21 protein-coding genes are annotated in these 22,106 nt (G+C 68.9%); 14 read left to right on the top strand and 7 right to left on the bottom strand.

Going from position 1 to position 22,106, the window contains the following annotated elements:
• The first annotated feature begins 124 nt into the window (after positions 1-124).
• From PW843_22020 to phoB, 4 genes are all read left to right on the top strand, one after another.
• The gene (locus PW843_22020) at positions 125-2,401 is read left to right on the top strand and encodes an NADP-dependent malic enzyme (protein MDE1149247.1); all 2,277 of its coding nucleotides are present in this window, start codon (positions 125-127) and stop codon (positions 2,399-2,401) included.
• A 209-nt stretch (positions 2,402-2,610) separates the two neighbouring features.
• Positions 2,611-4,101 carry an ATP-binding protein gene (locus PW843_22015; protein ID MDE1149246.1) on the top strand — a complete coding sequence of 497 codons (1,491 nt, stop codon included), beginning with the start codon at positions 2,611-2,613 and terminating at the stop codon, positions 4,099-4,101.
• Between the two features lie 259 nt (positions 4,102-4,360).
• Entirely contained in the window at positions 4,361-5,125 is a 765-nt protein-coding gene (phoU, locus tag PW843_22010) for a phosphate signaling complex protein PhoU (protein ID MDE1149245.1), read from the top strand.
• 47 nt (positions 5,126-5,172) lie between these two features.
• Entirely contained in the window at positions 5,173-5,877 is a 705-nt protein-coding gene (gene phoB, locus PW843_22005; GenBank protein MDE1149244.1) for a phosphate regulon transcriptional regulator PhoB, read from the top strand.
• A 77-nt stretch (positions 5,878-5,954) separates the two neighbouring features.
• Here phoB and PW843_22000 read toward each other — a convergent pair whose 3' ends face one another.
• Positions 5,955-6,344, bottom strand: coding sequence for a hypothetical protein (locus PW843_22000; GenBank protein ID MDE1149243.1), 390 nt, complete (start codon positions 6,342-6,344; stop codon positions 5,955-5,957).
• An 11-nt stretch (positions 6,345-6,355) separates the two neighbouring features.
• Complete coding sequence (locus PW843_21995) at positions 6,356-7,519, bottom strand: NAD(P)/FAD-dependent oxidoreductase (GenBank protein MDE1149242.1); 1,164 nt, start codon at positions 7,517-7,519, stop codon at positions 6,356-6,358.
• Positions 7,520-7,636: 117 nt separating this feature from the next.
• On the opposite strand from PW843_21995, the gene PW843_21990 reads away from it, so the two are divergent.
• The 5 genes from PW843_21990 (at position 7,637) to PW843_21970 (ending at position 12,725) form a co-directional block, all read left to right on the top strand.
• Entirely contained in the window at positions 7,637-8,473 is an 837-nt protein-coding gene (locus PW843_21990) for a helix-turn-helix transcriptional regulator (GenBank protein ID MDE1149241.1), read from the top strand.
• A gap of 122 nt (positions 8,474-8,595) precedes the next feature.
• On the top strand, positions 8,596-9,438 hold the full coding sequence (locus PW843_21985) for a class I SAM-dependent methyltransferase (GenBank protein ID MDE1149240.1): 843 nt from the start codon (positions 8,596-8,598) through the stop codon (positions 9,436-9,438).
• A gap of 2 nt (positions 9,439-9,440) precedes the next feature.
• Entirely contained in the window at positions 9,441-10,982 is a 1,542-nt protein-coding gene (ubiB, locus tag PW843_21980; protein MDE1149239.1) for a 2-polyprenylphenol 6-hydroxylase, read from the top strand.
• A gap of 280 nt (positions 10,983-11,262) precedes the next feature.
• Complete coding sequence (locus tag PW843_21975) at positions 11,263-12,267, top strand: aspartate-semialdehyde dehydrogenase (GenBank protein MDE1149238.1); 1,005 nt, start codon at positions 11,263-11,265, stop codon at positions 12,265-12,267.
• Positions 12,268-12,476: 209 nt separating this feature from the next.
• The gene (locus PW843_21970) at positions 12,477-12,725 is read left to right on the top strand and encodes a hypothetical protein (protein ID MDE1149237.1); all 249 of its coding nucleotides are present in this window, start codon (positions 12,477-12,479) and stop codon (positions 12,723-12,725) included.
• 285 nt (positions 12,726-13,010) lie between these two features.
• Here PW843_21970 and PW843_21965 read toward each other — a convergent pair whose 3' ends face one another.
• The 4 genes from PW843_21965 to PW843_21950 all read right to left on the bottom strand — a co-directional run bounded on the left by PW843_21965 (position 13,011) and on the right by PW843_21950 (position 17,085).
• A complete protein-coding gene (locus PW843_21965) occupies positions 13,011-13,964 on the bottom strand; it encodes an acetyl-CoA carboxylase carboxyltransferase subunit alpha (protein MDE1149236.1) in 954 nt (317 codons plus the stop codon).
• Between the two features lie 115 nt (positions 13,965-14,079).
• Positions 14,080-15,138 carry a site-specific tyrosine recombinase XerD gene (locus PW843_21960; GenBank protein MDE1149235.1) on the bottom strand — a complete coding sequence of 353 codons (1,059 nt, stop codon included), beginning with the start codon at positions 15,136-15,138 and terminating at the stop codon, positions 14,080-14,082.
• Positions 15,139-15,140: 2 nt separating this feature from the next.
• Positions 15,141-16,895, bottom strand: coding sequence for a hypothetical protein (locus PW843_21955; protein ID MDE1149234.1), 1,755 nt, complete (start codon positions 16,893-16,895; stop codon positions 15,141-15,143).
• A 49-nt stretch (positions 16,896-16,944) separates the two neighbouring features.
• Positions 16,945-17,085 carry a hypothetical protein gene (locus PW843_21950; protein MDE1149233.1) on the bottom strand — a complete coding sequence of 47 codons (141 nt, stop codon included), beginning with the start codon at positions 17,083-17,085 and terminating at the stop codon, positions 16,945-16,947.
• Positions 17,086-17,513: 428 nt separating this feature from the next.
• Here PW843_21950 and PW843_21945 point away from each other — a divergent pair, with 428 nt between their 5' ends.
• From PW843_21945 to PW843_21935, 3 genes are all read left to right on the top strand, one after another.
• Positions 17,514-18,122 (top strand): shikimate kinase, encoded by a 609-nt coding sequence (locus PW843_21945; protein ID MDE1149232.1) that lies wholly within the window; start codon positions 17,514-17,516, stop codon positions 18,120-18,122.
• A complete protein-coding gene (aroB, locus tag PW843_21940; GenBank protein MDE1149231.1) occupies positions 18,119-19,249 on the top strand; it encodes a 3-dehydroquinate synthase in 1,131 nt (376 codons plus the stop codon). Before PW843_21945 ends, aroB begins: the two co-directional genes overlap by 4 nt.
• 80 nt (positions 19,250-19,329) lie before the next feature.
• Positions 19,330-19,893, top strand: a complete 564-nt coding sequence (locus PW843_21935) for a DUF2889 domain-containing protein (protein MDE1149230.1) — start codon at positions 19,330-19,332, stop codon at positions 19,891-19,893.
• Positions 19,894-20,002: 109 nt separating this feature from the next.
• On the opposite strand, the gene PW843_21930 is transcribed toward PW843_21935, so the two are convergent.
• On the bottom strand, positions 20,003-20,275 hold the full coding sequence (locus PW843_21930; GenBank protein ID MDE1149229.1) for a BolA family transcriptional regulator: 273 nt from the start codon (positions 20,273-20,275) through the stop codon (positions 20,003-20,005).
• A 184-nt stretch (positions 20,276-20,459) separates the two neighbouring features.
• Here PW843_21930 and PW843_21925 point away from each other — a divergent pair, with 184 nt between their 5' ends.
• Together PW843_21925 and cobS are read left to right on the top strand one after the other, a co-directional pair.
• Positions 20,460-21,035: a J domain-containing protein gene (locus tag PW843_21925; protein ID MDE1149228.1), complete on the top strand. Its 576-nt coding sequence runs from the start codon at positions 20,460-20,462 to the stop codon at positions 21,033-21,035.
• A 65-nt stretch (positions 21,036-21,100) separates the two neighbouring features.
• Positions 21,101-22,093 (top strand): cobaltochelatase subunit CobS, encoded by a 993-nt coding sequence (cobS, locus tag PW843_21920; GenBank protein ID MDE1149227.1) that lies wholly within the window; start codon positions 21,101-21,103, stop codon positions 22,091-22,093.
• The last annotated feature ends 13 nt before the right edge of the window (positions 22,094-22,106 follow it).

Genomic DNA, 22,106 nt, shown 5'->3' with positions numbered 1-22,106 from the left:
CCGTGACCGCCGCGGGACCGCTCAGCTACCATCCGCCGCAATAATGACAAGGACCGGGAACCGGTCCGCGAATGAAAGGACCGGCAACGACCGGTCCGGCAAATGCGGTGGAGAGAGAAAGATCATGGCCGATACCGACAAGCGCGTCACCGATGCGGAAGCCCTGCTGCTGCATTCCAGCGGGCGCCCCGGCAAACTGGAGATCACGGCGACCAAGCCGCTGACGACCCAACGCGACCTGTCGCTGGCCTATTCGCCGGGCGTCGCCGTGCCCTGCCTGCGCATCCATGAGGATCCGTCGACGGCCTATGACTACACCGCCAAGGGCAACCTGGTGGCCGTCATTTCCAACGGCACCGCCGTGCTGGGCCTGGGTGACCTGGGCGCCCTCGCCTCCAAGCCGGTGATGGAGGGCAAGGCCGTCCTGTTCAAGCGTTTCGCCGACGTCGATGGCATCGACCTGGAGGTCGATACGCGTGACGTGGAGCAGTTCATCAACGCCGTGCGTTACCTGGGCCCCAGCTTCGGCGGCATCAACCTGGAAGACATCAAGGCGCCCGACTGCTTCATCATCGAGCAGCGCCTGCGCGAACTGATGGACATCCCCGTCTTCCATGACGACCAGCACGGCACCGCCATCATCGCCGCCGCCGGCCTGGTCAACGCCCTGCACCTGACCGGCCGCACCATGGCCGACGCCCGCCTGGTGGTGAATGGCGCCGGTGCCGCCGCCATCGCCTGTGTGGAACTGATCAAGTCCATGGGCGTGCCGCATGAGAACGTCACCCTGTGCGACACCAAGGGCGTCGTCTACCAGGGCCGGACCGAGGGCATGAACCAGTGGAAGTCGGCCCACGCCATCCACACCGACGCCCGCACCCTGACCGAGGCGCTGAAGGGCGCGGACGTGTTCTTAGGGTTGTCGGTCAAAGGCGCGGTGACGGCCGAGATGGTGGCCACCATGGCGGCCAAGCCCATCATCTTCGCCATGGCCAATCCGGATCCGGAGATCACCCCGGAACAGGTGAAGTCGGTGCGCGACGACGCCATCGTCGCCACCGGCCGGTCCGACTATCCCAACCAGGTGAACAACGTCCTGGGCTTCCCCTACATCTTCCGCGGCGCCCTGGACGTGCGGGCCAGCACCATCAACGACGCCATGAAGATCGCCGCCGTCAACGCGCTGGCCGAACTGGCGCGCGAGGACGTGCCGGATGAGGTGGACGCCGCCTATTCCGGCCAGCGCCTGCGCTACGGCCCGGAATACATCATCCCGGTGCCCTTTGACCCGCGCCTGATCGTCAAGGTGCCGGCGGCCGTGGCCCAGGCGGCCATGGACACCGGCGTCGCCAAGCGCCCCATCGCCGACATGGAGACCTACCGGCGGACCTTGCGCCTGCGCCTGGATCCCACGGCCGACAGCCTGCAGCAGATCTTCGACAAGGTGAAGGCCAGCCCCCGCCGCGTGGTGTTCGCCGAAGGCGAGGAGGAGCGGACGATCCGTGCCGCCCTGGCCTTCCGCTCCGCCGGCTACGGCACGCCCATCCTGATCGGGCGCGAGGACGTGGTGCGCGAGAAGGTGGCCGCCCTGGGCCTGGACAAGGTGGAACCGCTGGAGGTGCACAACGCCCGCCTGTCGCACCATAACGAGCGTTACACCGAGTTCCTGTACGACCGGCTGCAGCGCAAGGGCCTGCTGCACCGCGACTGCCAGCGCCTGGTGAACCAGCATCGCAACGTCTTCGGCGCCTGCATGGTGGCGCAGGGCGACGCCGACGCGGTGGTGACCGGCCTGACCCGCGACTTCTTCACCTCGTTCGCGGAGATCGGGCACGTCATCGACCCGCTGCCCGGCGCACCGGCCTTCGGCCTGTCGGTGATCGCACTGCGCAAGCAGACGGTGTTCATCGGCGACACCACGGTGCATGAGCGCCCCACCGCCGAGCAGTTGGTCCACATCGCCGAGGGTGCCGCCCGCATGGCCCGCCAGATGGGGCATGAGCCGCGCGTGGCCTTCCTGTCCTTCTCCAACTTCGGGCAACCGATGCGGGAGCGGGCGCAGCATGTGCGCGACGCGGTGGCTTTGATGAACCAGCGCGACGTGGACTTCGAGTATGAGGGCGAGATGTCGGTGGACGTGGCCCTGGACCACGACCTGATGAAGCGCCTGTACCCGTTCAGCCGCCTGTCGGGCCCCGCCAACGTGCTGATCATGCCGGCGCTGCACACCGCCAACATCGGGTCCAAGCTGCTGCAGAAGATGGGTGGCGGCACCCTGATCGGCCCGTTGCTGATCGGGCTGGAGAAGCCGGCGCAGATCGTGCAGATGGGCGCCACGTCCAACGAACTGCTGACCGCCGCCGTCATGGCCGCCCACGACAGCCTGCAGACCGCCGGCTGATTGGGGCATCCGAACAGGCGATCGCCGCGTGAAGGCCGGGCACGACAGGGGTAACGCCCTTGGAGTGCCCGGCCTTTTCCTTGCCCGGTGCACCAGGGCCGGAATTAAACTTCCGTGACGCAGGTCCCGAGAGGGGCCCCAAACGCGCCGGCTGCGCTATGTTCGGTGGCAACACCGCCCGGCCCCGTCACCCGGACGGGGATTTGGAGATATCTGGCTTGGAATCGCGTCCTGATCGTTTCGTGGCCATCGCCGTGCTGATGCTGGCCCCCACCGGCGCCCTGCTGGCGGCCCTGGTGCTTTCCGGGCGGCTGGACCCGTTCCTGGCCGTGGGTGCCTTCGCCCTGGTGGCCGCCGTCACCGCCGTGGCCCGCCATCTGGTGCTGCGCGACGGCCGCCTGGTCGCCACATACCTGGAACAGGTGCGCGACCGGCGCACCCCCCTGGCACCCCCCATCGCCCGCACCGCGACCGGTGCCGCCCTGCTGGAGGAGGTCGCGCACCTGCACCAGGGCTGGCTGCGCCACCGCGATGAGATCGAACACCGCCTGGCCGCCGACGAGGCGGTGGTGGAGGCGCTGCACGATCCGCTGATGCTGGTGGACGCCAAGCGCCGCGTGGCGCGGGCCAACAGCGCCGCCCGCGCCCTATTCGGCGACCGCATGCCGGCGCGCGACCTGGCCGTAAGCGTGCGCAACCCCGACGTCCTGGCCGCAGTGGACGCCGTGCTGGCCGGCGGCGACAGCCGGCGGGTGGAGTTCACCCTGCCCCTGCCGGTGGAGCGCGTGCTGGAGGTGCGGGTGACGCCCTTCCGCCCGGCCACCGGCGAAGGCGGACTGGAGGGCGAGACCACGGCCATCGTCACCCTGCACGACATCACCGCCATCAAGCGGTCGGAACAGATGCGGGCCGATTTCGTGGCCAACGCCAGCCATGAGTTGCGCACGCCGCTGTCCACCCTGGTGGGCTTCATCGAGACGCTGCGTGGCCCCGCCCGCGACGATGCCGACGCCCGCGACCGCTTCCTGGGCATCATGCAGGAACAGGCCGGCCGCATGGCCCGCCTGGTCAGCGATCTTTTGTCCCTGTCGCGCATTGAGCTGGACGAGCACACCCACCCCACGGGCGAGACCAACGTCGCCAACCTGGTGGCCAGCGTGGTCGCCATGCTGGAACTGAAGGCGGCGGCACGGAAGATCACCATCAAGGTGCAGGGGGCATCCGACCTGCCGCCGGTGCCGGGGGACGAGGACCAGTTGACCCAGGTGTTCCAGAACCTGATCGACAACGCCATCAAGTACGGCCGGGAACAGAGCGAGGTGGTGGTGACGCTGGAGCGGGCCGACGCCCCGCCCGCCCCCGGCGCCACCGGCATCCGTGCCCGCCAGACGCCGGGTGTGAAGGTGTCCGGCGTCAAGGTGTCGGTCGCCGACCGGGGTGACGGCATCGCCCGCACCCATCTGCCACGCCTGACGGAGCGCTTCTATCGCGTGGACGCCGCGCGCAGCCGGGCGCTGGGCGGCACGGGCCTGGGCCTGGCCATCGTGAAGCACATCGTGAACCGCCATCGCGGCCGCCTGAGCATCGACAGCGAAGTGGGCAAGGGCAGCACCTTCACCGTGCACCTGCCGGCGATGGAGGCCAGCACGCCCCAAACTGCCCCGAATCTGTCACAGGAAGCCGGACGTGGCGTCGCCTAAGGGCGCCGCCATGGATTCGGTATCATCAACCCATCCGCATGGGCAGGGATAAGCCGCTGACTATCAACGGCTTTCGCGCGCACCGTCATCGGGCTGTCACTGTCATAAAACTGTCGCCCCACTGTAGCAATTCCATAGCGACCTGCCGTTATGGTCCACCTGCCCGACCGGCGTTTCGTCCTGCCGGACGTTGACGTTCATGCCCCCGCCGGCACCGCCGGGGACCAGGGGCGGTGAGAGAGCCAGGGGTGGTGAGAGAATGCCGGCCGAGCATACGGTTAAGTCGTTCGAGCAGCAGTTGCAGCGCCTGTCCAACATGATCACCCAGATGGGCGGCGTGACCGAGGCCCAGGTGGATGCGGCCGTGCAGGCGGTCGTGCGCCGCGACGTGGACCTGGCCGCCCGGGTGATGAAGTCCGACCAGCAGCTGGACGATTATGAGCGCGGCATCGAGCAGGAGGCCGTGCGCATGTTGGCGCTGCGCCAGCCGGTGGGCAGCGACCTGCGCGAGGTGCTGGCCGCCCTGAAAATCTCCGCCGACCTGGAACGCACCGGCGACTACGCCGCCAACATCGCCAAGCGCAGCCTGGCCCTGGCCAAGCTGCCGGCCGTGCGCCCGGTCAGCGCCATCCCGCGCATGGGCAAGCTGGTGGAAAGCATGTTGAAGGACGTGCTGGACGCCTACATCGACCGCGACGTGGGCAAGGCCATCGACGCCTGGAACCGGGATGAGGAGCTGGACGATTTGTACACCAGCCTGTTCCGCGAGGTGCTGACCTATATGATGGAAGACCCGCGCAACATCACCCCTTGCACCCACCTGCTGTTCATCGCCAAGAATCTGGAACGCGCGGGCGACCACGCCACCAACATCGCCGAGACCATCCATTTCCTGGTGCTGGGCCGCCCGCTGACCACGGATCGGCCCAAGCATGACGAATCCAGCTTCGTGGTCGGCCCCACCGCCGACGTCGATCTGCACGGCAGCGGCCTGCACGGCGCCGACGCGCCGGAAGACCTTTGATCCACTGCCTTATCCCAATACCCGACAGCCAGTTTTAGGGACACTCCATGAACGCGTCGTTGAAGCCCTTGGTCCTGATCGTCGAGGACGAAGCCGACCTCGTCACCCTGCTGAGCTACAACCTGGAAAAGGAAGGCTTCCGGGTGCTGACCGCCGGCGACGGCGAGGAAGCCCTGCTGCTGGCCGATGAACAGACGCCCCACCTGGTGCTGCTGGACTGGATGCTGCCGCTGATGAGCGGGCTGGAGGTCTGCCGCCAGATGCGCCGCAACCCCAAGACCCGCGAGATCCCTATCATCATGCTGACCGCGCGCGGGGAAGAGGCGGACAAGGTGCGGGGCCTGAACTCCGGCGCCGACGACTATATCTCCAAGCCCTTCAGCCCGACGGAACTGGTGGCCCGCATCCGCGCCGTGCTGCGCCGGGCCGTGCCCTCGCTGGCCGAGGAACTGCTGCGCTACGGCGACATCAGCATGGACTTGGCGGCCCACCGCGTCCGCCGCAACAGCCGCGACATCCACCTGGGCCCCACGGAATTCCGCCTGCTGCGCCATTTCATGCAGCACCCGGGCCGCGTCTTCTCACGCGAGCAGCTGCTGGACATCGTCTGGGGCCACGACGTCTATGTCGAGCCGCGCACCGTGGACGTGCACATCCGCCGCCTGCGCAAGGCCCTGAACGAGGAGACGGAACTGGACATGATCCGCACCGTCCGTTCCGCCGGCTACGCGCTGGACATGAAGTCGGCGTAACGCCGACTCCCTCAAGCGGCGGTCGAGGCCTACAGCGGCTTGAGACGCGCTCAAGCCGCCGATCTTCGTACCTGGTTTTAGGCGGCCAGCGCGGTCGCCGCTTTCAGGGCGGCCTCTTCCTGCGTGGCGGTCACGTCCATGGGCACGCCGAAGGCCTTGACCGCGATGGCGGCCTGGACCTTGAAGGCGGCGCGACGCACGGCGTCGGGTTCCACCGCCACCACCAGCCGGCACAGCGCCGCCATCCGGTCGCGGTTCTGCTTCATCCAGATGGCCCGCTCACGCCGGTCCTCATGCGCCTCTTCCTCATGCATGGAACCGTCCATCACCATGACGAAGGGCTGGGCGCGCGCCAGCAGGGCGTCCATTTCCCGTACCCATTGCACGCCGGCACCGGGCGACACCGGCCCCGGGCGGGGCCGCACCACCGGGAAATCGCTGACGTCGTGCAGCTGGAAATCATCCATGGAAGCTTTCCTTAAATGACATCGGCGAACAGGGCGGCGGCGCCCTGTTCGGACAGGTGGATGGCCCGGGCCGCCCGGGTGCGCATCTCGATCTCGTAATCGCGGGCGGCGGCTTGCGGCGACAGGGGCCCGGCCAGGCGAGCCGCCAATTCTGCGGCGTCACGCAAGGCGGTGTTGGCGCCCAGGCCACCGGCCGGGCTCATGGCATGGATGGCATCACCCAGGAAGGTGACGGGGCCATCCCCCCAGGCGGGCCAGGTTCGCGCCAGCCGGGCGCTGCGCACCGGCACCAGGGCCAGGCCGTCCGCATCCGCGAAATCGACCAGGGCACGCAGGTGGGGATGCCAGCCGTCCATCAGCCGCCCGGCCACGTCGGCCGCGGCCATGCCCAGCACGGGGCCAGGCGCCCCCAACCGCGACCGGGGCGCCACCAGCGCCCAATAGAGGTAATCGGTGGCGCGGGTCAGGCCGCCCGCCGCCGCCGGCCAATCAAACCGCATGGGATCGATCACGGCGGCGCAGCCGTCGGCGAAGACCACCGTGGTGCCGGCGACCAGGACATCGCCCACCGCCACGCGCACCGGGGGCGTCAGCGTCGTGCGGCCGTAGAGGCAGACCGCACCGGTGTCCAAGGGATCGGCCTGCGGAGCCAGCAGGCGACGGACGCTGGAGTTCAGGCCGTCGGCAGCCACCACCAGGCCGGCGTTGATGTGGGTGCCGTCGGAGAAGGTCACCCGCGCCCCACCATCGGCCCGGACCGCCAGGACGTCGAAGGTCTTGCCGAAATGGACACGGGGTTCGATGCCCCTCATCAGGATTTCGCGCAGGGTCTGCCGATGGGCGCACAGGTCGGCGCCGTCATCCGGACCGGCCCCGGTTTCCCAGCTGGCGGGCGCCCGGGCCGCCTTCACGTCCAGACCACTGTCCAGGAAGCGCGGCATCGGCCCGGGCCTGGCGCAGGTTCGCCGGAACAAGTCGTAGAGGCTTGGGGGCAGGCAATGGGCCAGCGCGGCCTGCCCGTCCGCGTCGATGCGCAGGCGATAGCCCTGGGGGCGGCTGTCCAGCGCCGCGTCACGCTCATAGACGGCGCAATCAATGCCGGCGCGGGTCAGTGCCTGGGCCAGGCACAACCCGCCCAAGCCGGCGCCGATGATGGCCACGGGTGTCTCAACCATGCTTTCCCCCATCGCGGATAAAATCCCGATCTATTCGGTAACGCGGAAAGGGCTGGACACGATAACGACAGTCGGTCGAAAAATAATGCGAAGCGGCCAACGTGGATGGACACGTCGATGGACAAGCAAGCCTTCCTGGAATTTTGCGAGCGGCCGGACGGGCCGCCGGTGGTGGCCTTCTGGGGCCGCGGCAATGCCGAGGACAAGGTGCGCATGGGCTCACGCGAGCTGGATTGGCATCACCACCTGCGGGGGCAACTGTTCTGTACCGAAGCCGGCCTGGTCCATGTCCACACGGCGCACGGGTCCTGGCTGCTGCCGCCGCACCGGGCCGGCTGGCTGCCGCCGGGCCTGTCGCACAAGGTGACCTTCAGCGGCGTGGTGGTCGGCTGGGGCATGATGCTGACGCCCGAGGCCGCCGCCGACCTGCCCGATGCCCCCTGCGTCATGGGCATCAGCGACCTGTTGCAGGCCCTGGTGCGGCGGGCGACCACCTGGGAATGGACGAAAACCCTGACGGCGGAGCAGGAACGCCTGACGACCGTGCTGCTGGATGAGATCCGCCTGGCACCGCGGGAACCGCTGCACCTGCCCATGCCCACGGACGCGCGGCTGCTACGCCTGGCCATGCACCTGCTGCGACAGCCGGAGGACGACCGCACCCTGGCCGCCCTGGCGCGCGACGCCGGCCTGTCGGAACGCACCGCCCGCCGGCAGTTCGGGGCGGAGACGGGGTTGAGCGTGACGCAGTGGCGCCAGCAGGCCCGCCTGACGCTGGCCCTGGAACGGCTGGCGCAGGGGCAGCCGGTGGCGGAGGTGGCGGACGCCCTGGGCTATGCCACGCCCAGCAACTTCATCGCCATGTTCCGCAAGGCCTTCGGCCAGTCGCCCGCCCGCTATTTCTCCACCCGCCACTCCCCCACCTGGATCCCTGCCGAGCGGGCGTCGGCCTGACACCGGCCAAACGATTGCCCGGCCCGGGCTAAGTTCCCTTGCCGCCGTCACAGATCTGGGTACCGGCCAGGGCGGCCCCAAGCCCGCTACCCAAGGACGGTTGCGGACGTTATGGTGCCGCCATGGCCGACCAAACCACGCCCCCCGCCTTCGCCCCCGGTTCCACCGACACCGACGCCGCCCTGACGGCGCAGGAGCGGGAGGCGCGATCCTTCGGCTTCCGCGCCATCAACCCGGCGGAGAAGGCGCCCCTGGTGCAGGGCGTGTTCTCCAGCGTGGCCAGCCGCTATGACGTGATGAACGACCTGATGTCGATGGGCGTCCATCGGCTGTGGAAGTCCGACTTCGTCAGCCTGGTGAACCCGCGCGCGGGCGAAACCCTGCTGGACGTGGCCGGCGGCACCGGCGACATCGCCTTCCGCATGGCGGCCAAGGCGCCCGGGGCCAAGATCATGGTCTGCGACCTGACGGAGGCCATGGTGCGGGTGGGCCGCGACCGCGGCATCGACAAGGGCAGCCTGCCCGGCTGGGACCGCACGCCGGAAACCCGGGGCGGCCTGCACTGGACCGTGGGCAATGCCGAGTCGCTGCCCGTGGCCGACCGCTCGGTCGATGCCTACACCATCGCCTTCGGCCTGCGCAACGTCACCCACATCGACAAGGCCCTGGCGGAGGCGCGGCGCGTGCTGAAGCCGGGCGGGCGCTTCTTCTGCCTGGAGTTCAGCCAGGTGAACCTGCCGGGCTTGCGCGAGCTGTACGACCGCTATTCCTTCGAGGTGCTGCCCCGCCTGGGCCAGATGGTGGCGGGCGACCGCGAGAGTTACCAGTACCTGGTGGAAAGCATCCGCCGCTTCCCCGAGCGTGAGGCGCTGTGCCGCCGGCTGGAGGCCGTGGGCTTCGGCCAGGCCCGGGCGCGGCCGCTGACCGGCGGCATCGCCGCCATCCATTCCGCCTGGCGCGTCTGATCATGTTCCGCATCCTGCGCAACCTGCGCCGCCTGTACACCATCGGGCGCACGCTGGGCCGCCACGGCGCCCTGTTCCCCGATGAGTTCCGCGACATGGCGCCGGGTGTGGCCTGGGTGCTGCGCCTGGTGAACAACAACCGCGCGCCCGGCCGCACCGGCCAGCGCCTGGCCGCCGCCATCCAGGAACTGGGCCCCAGCTTCATCAAGCTGGGCCAGGCGCTGTCCACCCGGTCCGACCTGGTGGGCGACGCCGTGGCCGAGGATCTGGCCCTGCTGCGCGACCGGCTGCCGCCCTTCCCCACGGAACAGGCGGTCGCCATCATCGAGGAACAGCTGGGCCGCCCGCTGACGGAGATTTTCCAGAGCTTCGCGCCCGAAGCGGTGGCCGCCGCGTCCATCGCCCAGGTGCATTTCGCCGTCACGGCGGAAGGCAAGGAGGTGGCGGTCAAGGTGCTGCGCCCCGGCGTGGAACTGGCATTCCGCCGCGACATCGACCTGATGTTCTGGCTGGCCGGCCTGGCGCTGAAGGTACAGCCCCGCCTGAAGCGGCTGAAGCCGGTGGAGGTGGTGGAGACCTTCGCCGAAACCGTGCGCATGGAAATGGACCTGCGCATGGAGGGTAGTGCCGCCTCGGAACTGGCGGACAACTTCAAGGGCGACAACACCTTCAACATCCCCAAGGTGGACTGGGACCGTACCAGCCAGCGGGTGATGACCATTGATCGCATCCACGGCGTCCCGGTGGACCAGGTGGACGGCATCCGCGCCGCCGGCTTCGACCCCGACGACATCCTGCGCCAGGCGGCCAACTCCTTCTTCAACCAGGTATTCCGCGACGGCTTCTTCCACGCCGACCTGCACCCCGGCAACATGTTCGTGAACCTGTCCGGCCACCTGGCGCCGGTGGATTTCGGCATCATGGGCCGCCTGGACCGGCAGACCCGGCTGTATCTGGCCGACATGCTGATCGGCTTCCTGAACCGCGACTATCGCCTGGTGGCGGACGTGCATTTCGATGCCGGCTACGTTCCCGCGCACCAGTCGCGCGACATCTTCATGCAGGCGGTCCGTGCCATCGGCGAACAGGTGCACAACAAGCCCCTGCACGACATCTCCGTCGGCCGCCTGCTGGCCCAGCTGTTCGCGGTGACCGAGCAGTTCGAGATGGAGACCCAGCCCCAGTTGCTGCTGCTGCAGAAAAGCATGCTGACGGCCGAGGGCGTGGGCCGCGTCCTGAACCCCAAGCTGAACATGTGGGAGGTGGCCCGCCCCCTGATCGAGCAGTGGATGCGGGAGAACCGCGGGCCCGAGGCCCGGCTGGCCGAGGCGGTGCGGTCCATCAGCAACACCGCCGGCAAGCTGCCCCTGCTGTTGCGCCATGCCGACCGCCTGACCGACCATCTGGAGCGCGGCGGCCTGCCCATCGACCCGCACAGCATCGACGCCCTGGCCGACCGCCTGAACAACGGGCGCGGCCAAGGCCTGCTGTGGGCCGCGATCATCGCCCTGGGCGTGGCAGTCATCGTCCTGGCGCTGCGGTGATTCTTAAGTGTTCCCTCAGGCGCCGGGCGCGGCCATCCGGCCGCTTGGGCTATCCTCACTTTTCAGTCCGCTGACGCTTCCCGAAAAGTTCCGGCGGCCCCAGTCGGGGCCTACAGCGGCATGAGCCATGCCCATGCCGCTGATAATAAACTTGCTTAGGTTGCGCATGGAGACAGGGCAGACCTGCGAGTCGTCCGCTTGACGAAGGAACGAAACGAACAAGAGGATGGCGCCTCGCGTTTCACTTATTTCAACCTGTCGTCTTTGAGGATTTTAGGTCATGGCCTTGCCCGTCGTTGCCATCGTCGGTGCCACCGGTGCCGTCGGCGTCGAGCTGCTTGAGTGCCTGGAGCAGCGCGCGTTTCCCCTGTCCGAGCTGCGCCTGCTGGCGTCGGCCCGGTCGGCCGGCAAAACCATGACCTTCAAAGGCAAAGAGATCACCATCCAGGCGCTGGACGAGAACAGCTTCGAGGGCGTGGACATCGCCCTGTTCTCCGCCGGCGGCTCCATCTCCAAGGTCTATGGCCCCATCGCCGTGAAAGCGGGCGCCGTCGTTGTCGATAACTCCAGCGCCTTCCGCCAGGACCCCCACGTCCCCCTGGTGGTGCCGGAGGTGAACCCGGGTGCGATCAAGCAGCACAAGGGCATCATCGCCAACCCCAACTGCTCCACCATCATAGCCCTGGTGCCGCTATGGCCGCTGCACGCGAAGAACCGCATCACGCGTTTCATCGCCGCGACCTACCAGGCGGCGTCCGGCGCCGGTGCCGCCGCCATGGAGGAACTGCGCGAGGGCACCCGGGCCTATCTGGAGGGCCGCCCCTTCACCCCCACCGTGCTGCCCCACCCCTACGCCTTCAACCTCTTCAGCCACAACGCCAAGGTCGACCCGGCCAACGGCTATAACGAGGAAGAGATGAAGATGGTGACGGAGACGTGGAAGATCTTCGGCGACGCCGACATCCGCATCTCCGCCACCTGCGTGCGCGTGCCGGTGCTGCGCGCCCATTCCGAGGCGCTGACGGTGGAGTTCGAGCGGCCGATTACCCCGGCCGAGGTCAAGGACATCCTGGCCACGGCGCCGGGCGTGCGTATAGTCGATGACGCGGAGAAGAACTACTTCCCCATGCCGGTGGACGCGTCGGGCCAGGGCGACATCCTGGTGGGCCGCATCCGCCAGGACATCAGCGACCCCAGCGGCCGTTCCATCCAGCTGTTCGTCGCCGGCGACCAGCTGCTGAAGGGTGCGGCCCTGAACGCGGTACAGATCGCCGAACTTCTGTAACGCTTTCGCAGTATCAAATCCGGGGCTGCGTCGCCCTGGTCCTCCCCTGATGGGGAAAATGCGCCGCAGCCCCAACTTTGCCGTCGCGGAAAAGCCTCAATTGGTCTCAATATCCTAATTGCCCGGGGCGTCCATCCCGGGCGAACCCCAACCAGGGACCTCGCATGCATCCGCATGAGGCGACCGGAGCCATCAATCCGGAACCCGGCATGGCCGCCGCCGTTTTGGCAGCCACCCCCAGTGCTTTTGATCCGCCCCCTTCCGCCGCCGCCCCCGCCCGCCAGATCCTGGACGCGGTCGCGCGCTTCCGGAAGATGGGCTGCCGGGACGTCCGGCTGACACTGACCCGCCCCACCGACACCATCCTGGACGTACAGGCCATGCTGAGCCTGGCGGGCTTGGCCAGCGATGTGCTGCCGGCCGGCGGCGGCTGTTCCCGCCTGGTGCTGCGCAGCTAGCTTTCCCGACCCTGCCGGCAAGGCCGTACGCCCCCGCGCGCAAGCGTCGGGGACAGGCGGAGCCGTAGCCCGCACGGGTCCCCATCCCGCCAAAGAAAAAGGCGCCCTCCCGAAGGAAGGCGCCTTTTTCATGCATGTGTGCCGCTGTAGGCTGCGACCGCAGCCGCCGGAGCTTTCCGGGGAGCGTAGCTGACTGGAAAGTGAGGAAGCCAAGCCCGCGGATGCGGGCGCCCGGCAATTGAGGGGGCGTTTGAACGGTACCGTTCAAACGCCACACGTATCACTTCAGCCCAGGCCCTTCTGGCCCATGCCCAGGTACTTCTCGCGGCGACGGGCGATCAGGGTGCCGCCGTCCTGGCCGCGCATCGATTCCAGGCTGTCATCGATGGCGTTGCCCAGCGCCAGGATGGTTTCCTCGCGCCGGCGGTGCGCACCGCCGATGGGTTCCATGACGATGCGGTCGATGACGCCCAGTTCCTTCAGGTCCTGGGCGGTCAGGCGCAGGGCCGCGGCCGCGTCGGCGGCGTTGGTGTTGGTGCGCCACAGGATGCCCGAGCAGCCTTCCGGCGAGATGACGGAATAGACCGAGTGTTCCAGCATCAGCACGCGGTCGGCCGTGGCGATGGCGATGGCGCCGCCCGAGCCGCCTTCACCGATGATGGCGGAAACGATGGGAACGCGGGCGCGCAGGCAGGTCTCGATCGACTTGGCGATGGCCTCCGCCTGGCCGCGTTCCTCGGCCCCAACGCCGGGGTAGGCGCCGGCCGTGTCCACCAGGGTGATGACCGGCAGGTTGAAGCGGCTGGCGAGATCCAGCAGGCGCTGGGCCTTGCGGTAGCCCTCGGGCTTGGCCGAACCGAAATTGTGCCGGATGCGGGTGTCGGTATCGTGGCCCTTTTCCTGGCCGATGATCACCACCGACCGGCCCCGGAAACGGCCCAGGCCGCCGATGATGGCGCGGTCCTCACCGAACACGCGGTCACCCGCGAGCGGCGTGAACTCGGTGACCAGGGCGTTGATGTAGTCCAGGCAATGCGGCCGGTTGGGATGGCGCGCCACCTGGACCTTCTGGGCCGGGGTCAGTTTGCCGTAGGTCGACCGCAGCAGCTTGTCGACCTTGTCCTCAAGCTTGCGGACTTCGTCGGCGATGTTGAGACCGCCACCGTCGGACAGGTGGCGGAGTTCATCGATCTTGCCTTCGAGTTCGGCGATCGGCTTTTCAAATTCAAGGAAATGCATGGGTCTGGCTTACAACTGGCTTGTAAGAAGGGTGCCGCCGAGGCGGGGCCATACGCAGGCCGAAGGCGGCTGATTACCATGGGCGGGGGCTGGGGGCTAGCGCTATCACAAGGGATCAGGTCTCGCCCCCGCCCGGCTTCGGCCCCTTGGGGCCCCGGTTCATCCCCCGGGCCAGGGGGTGGTGATCCTCCACCGTGCGGCGCAACCGTTCCCCCACCACATGGGTATAGATCTGCGTGGTGCCGATGTCGGCATGGCCCAGCATCTTCTGGACGGAGCGCAAGTCCGCGCCATGGTCCAGCAGGTGGGTGGCGAAGGCGTGGCGCAGCACGTGGGGGCTGACCTTGGCCGGATCCAGGCCGGACGCCAGCGCCAGATCCTTCAGCAATTGGCCAAAACGCTGGCGCGTCAGCGTGCCGCCGGAACTGCGCGAGGGGAACAGCAGCGAGGCCTGGCGTGATTCCCGGCCCGGCGAAAAGAAGACGGCGCGGTGGGGAAGATATGCCGCCAGCGCATCGCGCGCCGGGGGCGACAGCGGCACCATGCGTTCCTTGCCGCCCTTGCCCTTCACCACCAGCACGCGGCCGTCGCGGCTGAAGGCCGACAGGGGCAGGCCCACCAGTTCCGATACGCGCAGGCCGGTGGCGTACAGCAGTTCCAGCAGGGCCACCAGGCGCAAGCCCTCCGCCCCGCCTTGCAGCGCCGCCGTGTCCAGCATGCGGCCCACGTCGGCCTCGGACAAAATCTTGGGCAGGGGCCGGCCCAGGCGGGGACCGTCCAGCACGGCGGTTGGGTCGATGTCGCGCCGCCCCTCCGACACCAGGAACTTGTAGTACTGGCGCAGGGCCGACAGCCGGCGGGCCACGGTGCGGACCGCGGCCTGGGTGCCGTCGCGGCCCAGATGGTCCAGATAGGCCCGCAGGTCGTCGGTGCCGGCCTGGTCCAGCGCCGCCCCCTGGCCGCCCTGCTGGGCGGCGATGAAGCGGGCGACGTCCACCAGATCGCGGCGGTAGGCATCGCGGGTGTTCGCCGCAGCCCCGCGTTCCGCCACCAGCATGTCCAGGAAGGCGTCCACCCCCGGCGGCAGGGCCAGGGTCGCCGCGCGCGGCCGGCCGGGGGAGGCGCGCTTGGGCGCCGCCCCGGGTTCAGCCGATTTTGCCACGCGCGGCGCCATGATCAGACGCCAGACAAGGCGGCCACCGCCTCCAGCGCCAGGCGGCGGGCATCGTCCTTCAGGCCGACGGACGACAGGGCGTTCAATGCATGCGACGCCACAGTGGCCGGCGTGGCGGCCGGACCGGCATCAGCCAGTTCGGCCAGCGCCAGCACCGCCACCTCACCCTTGCGCCCGGTCACGGCCGACTGGTCCAGCCGCATCCAGGACGCGGCGTCCGGGATCACGCCCGGCGCCTCGGTCGCCGTGGCCATGCGGGCCAGCAGCACCGGGTCCACCTTTTCCCCCGCTGCGGTCAGCAGGGCCAGGATGGTGCCGGCCCGCACGCGCGACGGAACATCGGCATCCGCCTTCACGGCGTCCAGCCACTGCGCCCAGTTGATGCCACCGGGCGGCAGCAGGCCCCCCAGCACGGCCAGGGGCACCAGGCGTTGGTAGGCCAGTACCGGCTTGCCCTCTTTCGCCTCTTGCGCCGTCTGATAGGCCAGTTCGAACCACGGCTGGGCCAGGTCGCGCCGGTTCTGCAGCAGCAGCAGGCGGACGGCCGCCGGGGCCACGTCCTTCAGCGCCGGGCTGGGGCTCAATTGCCCCAGTTCCTGGGCCAGCAGGTCGCCCCAGGCACCCGCCAGCAGGGCGGGGTCGCCGACATCCACGGCCTTGGCCAGGATGGCGCCCTTCAGCGACGGGATCGTCTCCCCCGTCAGGGCCTGGTACAGGATGGCGCGCTGGTCCGCACCCTGGCGCTTGTCGGCCACACCCACCGCGTTCTTCAGGTCGCTGGGTGCCACCTTGGCGGCCTTGTAGAGGGGGGCGAGGGCCGCCGACGGCAGGGTGCCATGGGCAGCGGCGCGGTCGCCCGCCACCAGCTTCAACGCCGCCGGCATGTCGGGCAGGTCCGACAGCGCGGCGGCGGCGGCCGGGTTCAGCCCCTGCACCTGGGCCGGCGGCAGGTCGGCCGGCAGGCCGCGCGACATGGCGCGGGCCAGCGCCAACGTTTCCGGCGTCACCGTGTTCAGGCCCTTCAACGCCACCTTCTGCCCGTTGGCGGCCAGTTCGGCCAGGCGGGCGAAGCTGTCGTCCTTCACCCCCTGCTCACGCATCATGTCCAGCGACAGCATGATGCCGTCGGTGTTGCCGGCGCGCACCTGGCAGACCACGCCCAGCATCAGGATCTCACCATCCGTGAAGCGCTTCTGCATGTCCTCCATGCGGTCGCAGGCCGCCCCGTCGCCGGTCAGCAGCGACAGGCGGGCCCAGGCCTCGGCCCCGCCGGCATCCTCCAGCGCTGTGGGCAGGCTGGCCATGGCGTCGGCCTTGGACTCGCCCAGCAGGGCCAGGCGTTCCAGACGCAGACCCAGGAAGTTGCGCACGTCCTTGGCGTTCGGGCCGGCGGGCGGGGCCGTGCCGGCCGACATCAGCACCCGGCCCAGCAGGGCACGCACGGCCGGCGAGGGGCTGGAGGCCGGCAGCGAGGCCAGCGCCCGATCGATCAGGCCGCGCGGGCTGTCCGACCACAGGGCCTGGCCCAGGCCGCCCTGGTTGGTGTCCAGGATGCCGCCGCCATCCGGCATCACCGCCGGCAGGGCCGAGACCTCGAACGACGAGGCGCGCGGGGTCGGCGGCGTGTAGGCGGGCTGGGCCGGCGGGATCGCGCCGGGCCCTACGCCGGGGGCGGCGGTGCCGGGCGTCGCTTGGCCCGCATTGGGCCACAACGGCGTGGGCGCGCCGCTCTGGGCCAACGCCACGGAAGCGGTCATCAGCCCGGCGGCCCCGGCGGCAAGGATGCAAGCGCGGGCCAGCATCCTCTTACTGCGGGAAGCGGTCATTCGAGATCACCCGTTCGGTGGGCGCGGACGGCGCCGGAGAGGTGGTGGCGGCCACGACGACGGCGGCGCCGGCACCAGCCAGAATCACCAGGGCGATCAGGATCAGAAGAAGCTTTTTCATCGCGGGATCGGCACTCGGGTCACGAAGGGAAAGGAATGGGTTGGTCGCAAAAGCAGGGCCGCAGTGCGCCATACCCAAGGTGGAGTCGGGGGACAGGCGGAAGCGACTGTGTTATGCAGTGCCCCCGAAACGTTTCCCGGGGCGGCTGCATCAGCCATCCCACGGGGCGACGGTCACCGGACAGTCCGCCTAAAGCCGCAGGGCCGGGGCGGGAAGGCCGGTAACAGGGATGAAGAACAAACCCGGGCACGGGGCCCCGCCCAAGCGGAAGCGGTCCAGGGTACGGGAACGGTTTTGCAGGTCTCGGCTGTGATGGAAGAAACGGCAAAAATGGTGTTAGCGCCTGGCACTGTAGCGTCCACCCCCCGGACGCGCAACGCCACCCCGAGCGGCCGTGCGCCGGTTCCGGCATGCGGAGGGGTGCTGTGATGCGGCCGACCCTGAACCAGCGCCCGCCGCGCACCTTGGTCCTGGTGGGCCTGATGGGGGCCGGCAAGACCAGTATCGGCCGCCGCCTGGCCAGCCGCCTGGGCCTGCCCTTCGTCGACGCCGATCAGGAGATTGAGCGCGCCGCCGGATGCAGTATTCCGGAATTCTTCGACCGTTATGGCGAACCCGCCTTCCGTGAGGGTGAGCGCCGGGTGATTTCCCGCCTGCTGGACCAGCCGCTGCAGGTCCTGTCCACCGGCGGCGGCGCCTTCATGGACGCCGACACCCGCGCCCTGGTGGGCCAGCGCGCCCTGTCCATCTGGCTGCGCGCCGAACTGGACCTGCTGGTCCAGCGCACCGCGCGGCGGGGCACCCGCCCCCTGCTGAAGGACAGCGACCCGCGCGAAACCCTGCGCCAGCTGATGGAGTTGCGCCACCCCTATTACGCCCAGGCCGACATCATCGTCGACAGCGGCGACCGGCCGGCCGAGGACACGGTGGACCGGGTGGTGGAGGCGCTGCAGCACTATCTGGACAACGACACCCCGGCCGGCAACGGCCCTTCGCCCCTGGAAGCGTTGCCCCTGGCCGCCGCGGTGGAACCATGAACGCGTCCATTCCCACGGTCGCCGTCCCTGTCGCCCTCGGTGACCGGTCCTATGACGTGCGGGTCGGAAGCGGCCTGATCGCCAACGCCGGCCCCCATGTCGCCGCCGCCATCGGCACCAAGCGGCCCCTGGTGGTGCTGAGTGATGAGACGGTGGCGCCCCTGTACCTGGCATCCTTCACCCGCTCGGTCGAGGCCGCCGGCTGCCGCGTGCTGGATCCCATCCTGGTCCCGGCAGGCGAGGCGACCAAAAGCTTCCGCCACCTGGAAACGGTGATGGAGACGCTGTTGTCCCGCCGGATCGAGCGCGGCACCGTGCTGGTGGCGCTGGGCGGCGGGGTCATCGGCGATCTGGGCGGGTTTGCCGCCGCCATCGCGCTGCGCGGCATCGATTTCATCCAGGTGCCCACCACGCTGCTGGCCCAGGTGGACAGCAGTGTCGGCGGCAAGACCGGCATCAACACCGGCCACGGCAAGAACCTGGTGGGCGCCTTCCACCAGCCGCGCCTGGTGCTGGCCGACATCGCCGCGTTGGACAGCCTGCCCCGGCGCGAGGTGCTGGCCGGATATGCCGAGGTGGTGAAATACGGCCTGATCGACCGGCCGGCCTTCTTCGACTGGCTGGAAGTCAACGGCCCCGCCCTGGTGGCCGGCGACGCGGCCCTGCGCATCCGCGCCGTGCAGGAAAGCGTGGCCGCCAAGGCAGACACCGTCGCCCAGGATGAGCGCGAGAGCGGCGTACGCGCCCTGCTGAACCTGGGTCACACCTTCGGCCACGCGCTGGAGGCGGAGGTGGGCTACGGCGGCGAACTGCTGCATGGCGAGGCGGTCGGCATCGGCATGGTCATGGCCTTCGACCTGTCGGTGCGCCTGGGCCTGTGCCCGCCCGACGACCTGGCCCGCATGCGCCGCCACCTGGCGGCCGTGGGCCTGCCCACCGGTGCCGCCCATCTGAGCCGGGGCCGCTGGACGGTGGATGCCCTGATGGCCCACATGGCCAAGGACAAGAAAGTGCTGGACGGCGGCATCACCTTCATCCTGGCGCGCGGCATCGGCCAGGCCTTCACCGCCCGCGGCATCGACCCGGCGCCGGTGCGTGACGTGGTGGCGGCGGCCCTGGAAGCCTAAGGCCAAACCGCATCACTTGACCGCTTTGGAAACGGGCGCCCAATATGAACGGGCGTCCGTTTCTTTATTGGGTCACACCCATGCCCCTATCCCCTCCGGCGGCACGCCAGCCGCTGCACACCCGCCGCGTCACCTGCCAGGGTTATGAACGCGAAGACGGCCTGTGGGACATCGAAGGCCACATCACGGACGAGAAGGCCTATCCCTTCGCCAACGAATGGCGCGGCACGATAGAGCCCGGGCAGTTCCTGCATGAGATGTGGATACGCCTGACGGTGGACGACACGCTGACGGTGCGGGCGGTGGACGTCGCCACCGACAATTCGCCCTTCGCCCACTGCCCCGCCATCCTGGACAACTTCCAGCGCCTGGTGGGCCTGAGCATCGCCGCCGGCTGGACCCGCGCCGTGCGCCAGCGCCTGGGTGGCACGGAAGGCTGCACCCATCTGGTGGAACTGCTGGGCCCCGTGGCCACCACCGCCTTCCAGACCCTGGCTCCCCGGTTGAACGCCAAGCGGAACGGCGGCGACGGCACCAACCGCCCGCCCCCGGTGCTGAACACCTGCCACGTCATGGCCAGCGACGGCCCGGTGGTGCGCCGCTGGTTCCCGGAGCATTACGATGGGCCGGAAGGGGTGGCATAACGTGTTAAGATTTTTCGATTTCTTTAACGCGTTCGGCGAACATGTTAAAGAAATCGAACTTTCTCGACATGAGCATCCATCATGTTAAAGCGCTGGCGACGTACGAGAATTAGCCCATCTCATCCGGGGTGAAGGTCTTGACCGACAGGGCGTGCACGCGTTCCGCCAACTCGTCCTTCAACAGGTCGTAGACCAGGCGCTGGCGGGCCACGCGCGACTTGCCCTGGAAGGCGGCGGAGACGACCGTCACCTCGAAATGGGTCTCACCACCGGGGGCGGCCCCGCCGTGGCCGGCATGCTGGGCGGACTGGTCATCGACCACCAGCGACAAGGGCGCCAGGGCCTGGGTCAGTTTGGCGTGGATGCGGTCGGCGTAGCGCATGGATGAGGGCCCCTGGCCTGGGTGGGTGATTATCCCCATCAGGTGCGACGCCGGGCGGGCGCTGTCAATGCCGGCGCGGCGATTCCGGACGCTGGCCGCAGCAGCCCAGCCTTGACGCGCGGAGGCGCGACGAACCCGCCCGCCGCGCTTGTCACGGCGGGGGCCTGCCCCCATACTTTCGCCCATGCAGAAACAGCGCCCCGGATTCCATTTCACGTTCGACGAGCCGCCGCAGGTCCAAGTCAGGGCCTGCGACCATGAGGGCTGCGCCGAGGTGGGGGAGTTCCGTGCGCCCAAGAACCGCGCCCAGTTGAACGAGTACTATTGGTTCTGCCTGGAGCATGTGCGGGCCTACAACAAGGCCTGGGACTATTACCAGGGCATGAGCACGGACGAGATCGAGCGCGCGCAGCGTTACGACACCACGTGGCAGCGCCCGACCTGGCCCATGGGCGATTGGCGCACGCGCGAGCGCGACCTGCGGGACAGCATGAGCCGGGGCCACAGCTTCGGGGCCGACTGGGAAGCCGGTGCCGCCTCGCGCCCGCCGCCCCCGCCGCGCACACCGGAGGATGAGGCGCTGGAGGTGCTGGGCCTGCGGGCGCCGGTGGAATTCACCGAAATCAAGCTGCGCTACCGCGAACTGGCCAAGCGCCACCATCCCGACGCCAACGGCGGCGACAAGGACGCGGAAGAGCGGCTGAAACGCATCAACCAGGCCTACAACCTTCTGAAGGCCGCCCATAACGACCACGGCTAGCCCCCAGACGCCGCGCCGCCCGAACAAAAACCAAGACCGACAGTTGATCGTAGGAAAGCCGTCCCATGTCCCAGGATTTGCCCCAGATGAACGCCGCCGCCCTGCCCGACATCAAAGTCTCCGTCCGTCAGACCTTCGGGATCGACAGCGACATGGCTGTGCCGGGCTTCAGCGCGCCCACGGAACATGTGCCGGAGATCGACGACACCTATCGTTTTGATCGCGAAACGACCATGGCGATCCTGGCGGGCTTCGCCCATAACCGCCGTGTCATGGTCCAGGGTTATCACGGCACGGGCAAATCCACCCATATCGAGCAGGTGGCCGCCCGCCTGAACTGGCCCTGCCTGCGCATCAACCTGGACAGCCACATCAGCCGTATCGACCTGATCGGCAAGGACGCCATCGTCCTGCGTGACGGCGTGCAGGTGACGGAGTATCGCGAGGGCATCCTGCCCTGGGCGCTGCAGCACCCCTGCGCCATCGTGTTCGACGAATACGACGCCGGCCGGCCCGACGTGATGTTCGTCATCCAGCGCGTGCTGGAGGTCGAGGGCAAGCTGACCCTGCTGGACCAGAACAAGGTGATCCGCCCCCACCCGGCCTTCCGCCTGTTCTCCACCGCCAACACGGTGGGCCTGGGCGACACCACGGGCCTGTACCACGGCACCCAGCAGATCAACCAGGGCCAGATGGACCGGTGGAACATCGTCACCACCCTGAACTACCTGCCCCATGACGCCGAGGTGAAGATCGTCCTGGCCAAGGTGCCGAGCTACGACACCGAGGAGCGCCGGGTGCTGGTCAACGCCATGGTGCGCCTGGCCGACCTGACCCGCGCCGGTTTCATCGCCGGCGACATCTCCACCGTCATGAGCCCGCGCACGGTCATCACCTGGGCGCAGAACGCCGACATCTTCGCCGACGTGGGTTTCGCCTTCCGCGTCACCTTCCTGAACAAGTGCGACGAGGTGGAGCGCGCGGCGGTGGCGGAATACTACCAGCGCTGCTTCGGCACCGAACTGCCCGAGAGCGGCGTCCGCGCCACCCTCGTCTGATCCCGCGGGGCCG

Source organism: Azospirillaceae bacterium (assembly GCA_028283825.1).
Lineage (GTDB): Bacteria > Pseudomonadota > Alphaproteobacteria > Azospirillales > Azospirillaceae > Nitrospirillum.
The sequence above is the reverse complement of the archived record's forward strand: the minus strand, read 5'-3'. Positions and strand labels throughout refer to the sequence as shown.

Bases quoted from the DNA above. Each gene is read 5' to 3' on its own strand.
- PW843_22000 (MDE1149243.1), bottom strand. From the start codon at position 6,344: ATGGATGATTTCCAGCTGCACGACGTCAGCGATTTCCCGGTGGTGCGG.
- phoB (MDE1149244.1), top strand. From the start codon at position 5,173: ATGAACGCGTCGTTGAAGCCCTTGGTCCTGATCGTCGAGGACGAAGCC.
- PW843_21960 (MDE1149235.1), bottom strand. From the start codon at position 15,138: ATGGCGCCGCGCGTGGCAAAATCGGCTGAACCCGGGGCGGCGCCCAAG.
- PW843_21965 (MDE1149236.1), bottom strand. From the start codon at position 13,964: ATGCATTTCCTTGAATTTGAAAAGCCGATCGCCGAACTCGAAGGCAAG.
- PW843_21970 (MDE1149237.1), top strand. From the start codon at position 12,477: ATGGCCGCCGCCGTTTTGGCAGCCACCCCCAGTGCTTTTGATCCGCCC.
- PW843_21975 (MDE1149238.1), top strand. From the start codon at position 11,263: ATGGCCTTGCCCGTCGTTGCCATCGTCGGTGCCACCGGTGCCGTCGGC.
- PW843_21950 (MDE1149233.1), bottom strand. From the start codon at position 17,085: ATGAAAAAGCTTCTTCTGATCCTGATCGCCCTGGTGATTCTGGCTGGT.
- phoU (MDE1149245.1), top strand. From the start codon at position 4,361: ATGCCGGCCGAGCATACGGTTAAGTCGTTCGAGCAGCAGTTGCAGCGC.
- aroB (MDE1149231.1), top strand. From the start codon at position 18,119: ATGAACGCGTCCATTCCCACGGTCGCCGTCCCTGTCGCCCTCGGTGAC.
- PW843_21985 (MDE1149240.1), top strand. From the start codon at position 8,596: ATGGCCGACCAAACCACGCCCCCCGCCTTCGCCCCCGGTTCCACCGAC.
- PW843_21955 (MDE1149234.1), bottom strand. From the start codon at position 16,895: ATGACCGCTTCCGTGGCGTTGGCCCAGAGCGGCGCGCCCACGCCGTTG.
- cobS (MDE1149227.1), top strand. From the start codon at position 21,101: ATGTCCCAGGATTTGCCCCAGATGAACGCCGCCGCCCTGCCCGACATC.
- ubiB (MDE1149239.1), top strand. From the start codon at position 9,441: ATGTTCCGCATCCTGCGCAACCTGCGCCGCCTGTACACCATCGGGCGC.
- PW843_21925 (MDE1149228.1), top strand. From the start codon at position 20,460: ATGCAGAAACAGCGCCCCGGATTCCATTTCACGTTCGACGAGCCGCCG.
- PW843_21935 (MDE1149230.1), top strand. From the start codon at position 19,330: ATGCCCCTATCCCCTCCGGCGGCACGCCAGCCGCTGCACACCCGCCGC.
- PW843_21995 (MDE1149242.1), bottom strand. From the start codon at position 7,519: ATGGTTGAGACACCCGTGGCCATCATCGGCGCCGGCTTGGGCGGGTTG.
- PW843_21945 (MDE1149232.1), top strand. From the start codon at position 17,514: ATGCGGCCGACCCTGAACCAGCGCCCGCCGCGCACCTTGGTCCTGGTG.
- PW843_21990 (MDE1149241.1), top strand. From the start codon at position 7,637: ATGGACAAGCAAGCCTTCCTGGAATTTTGCGAGCGGCCGGACGGGCCG.
- PW843_21930 (MDE1149229.1), bottom strand. From the start codon at position 20,275: ATGCGCTACGCCGACCGCATCCACGCCAAACTGACCCAGGCCCTGGCG.
- PW843_22020 (MDE1149247.1), top strand. From the start codon at position 125: ATGGCCGATACCGACAAGCGCGTCACCGATGCGGAAGCCCTGCTGCTG.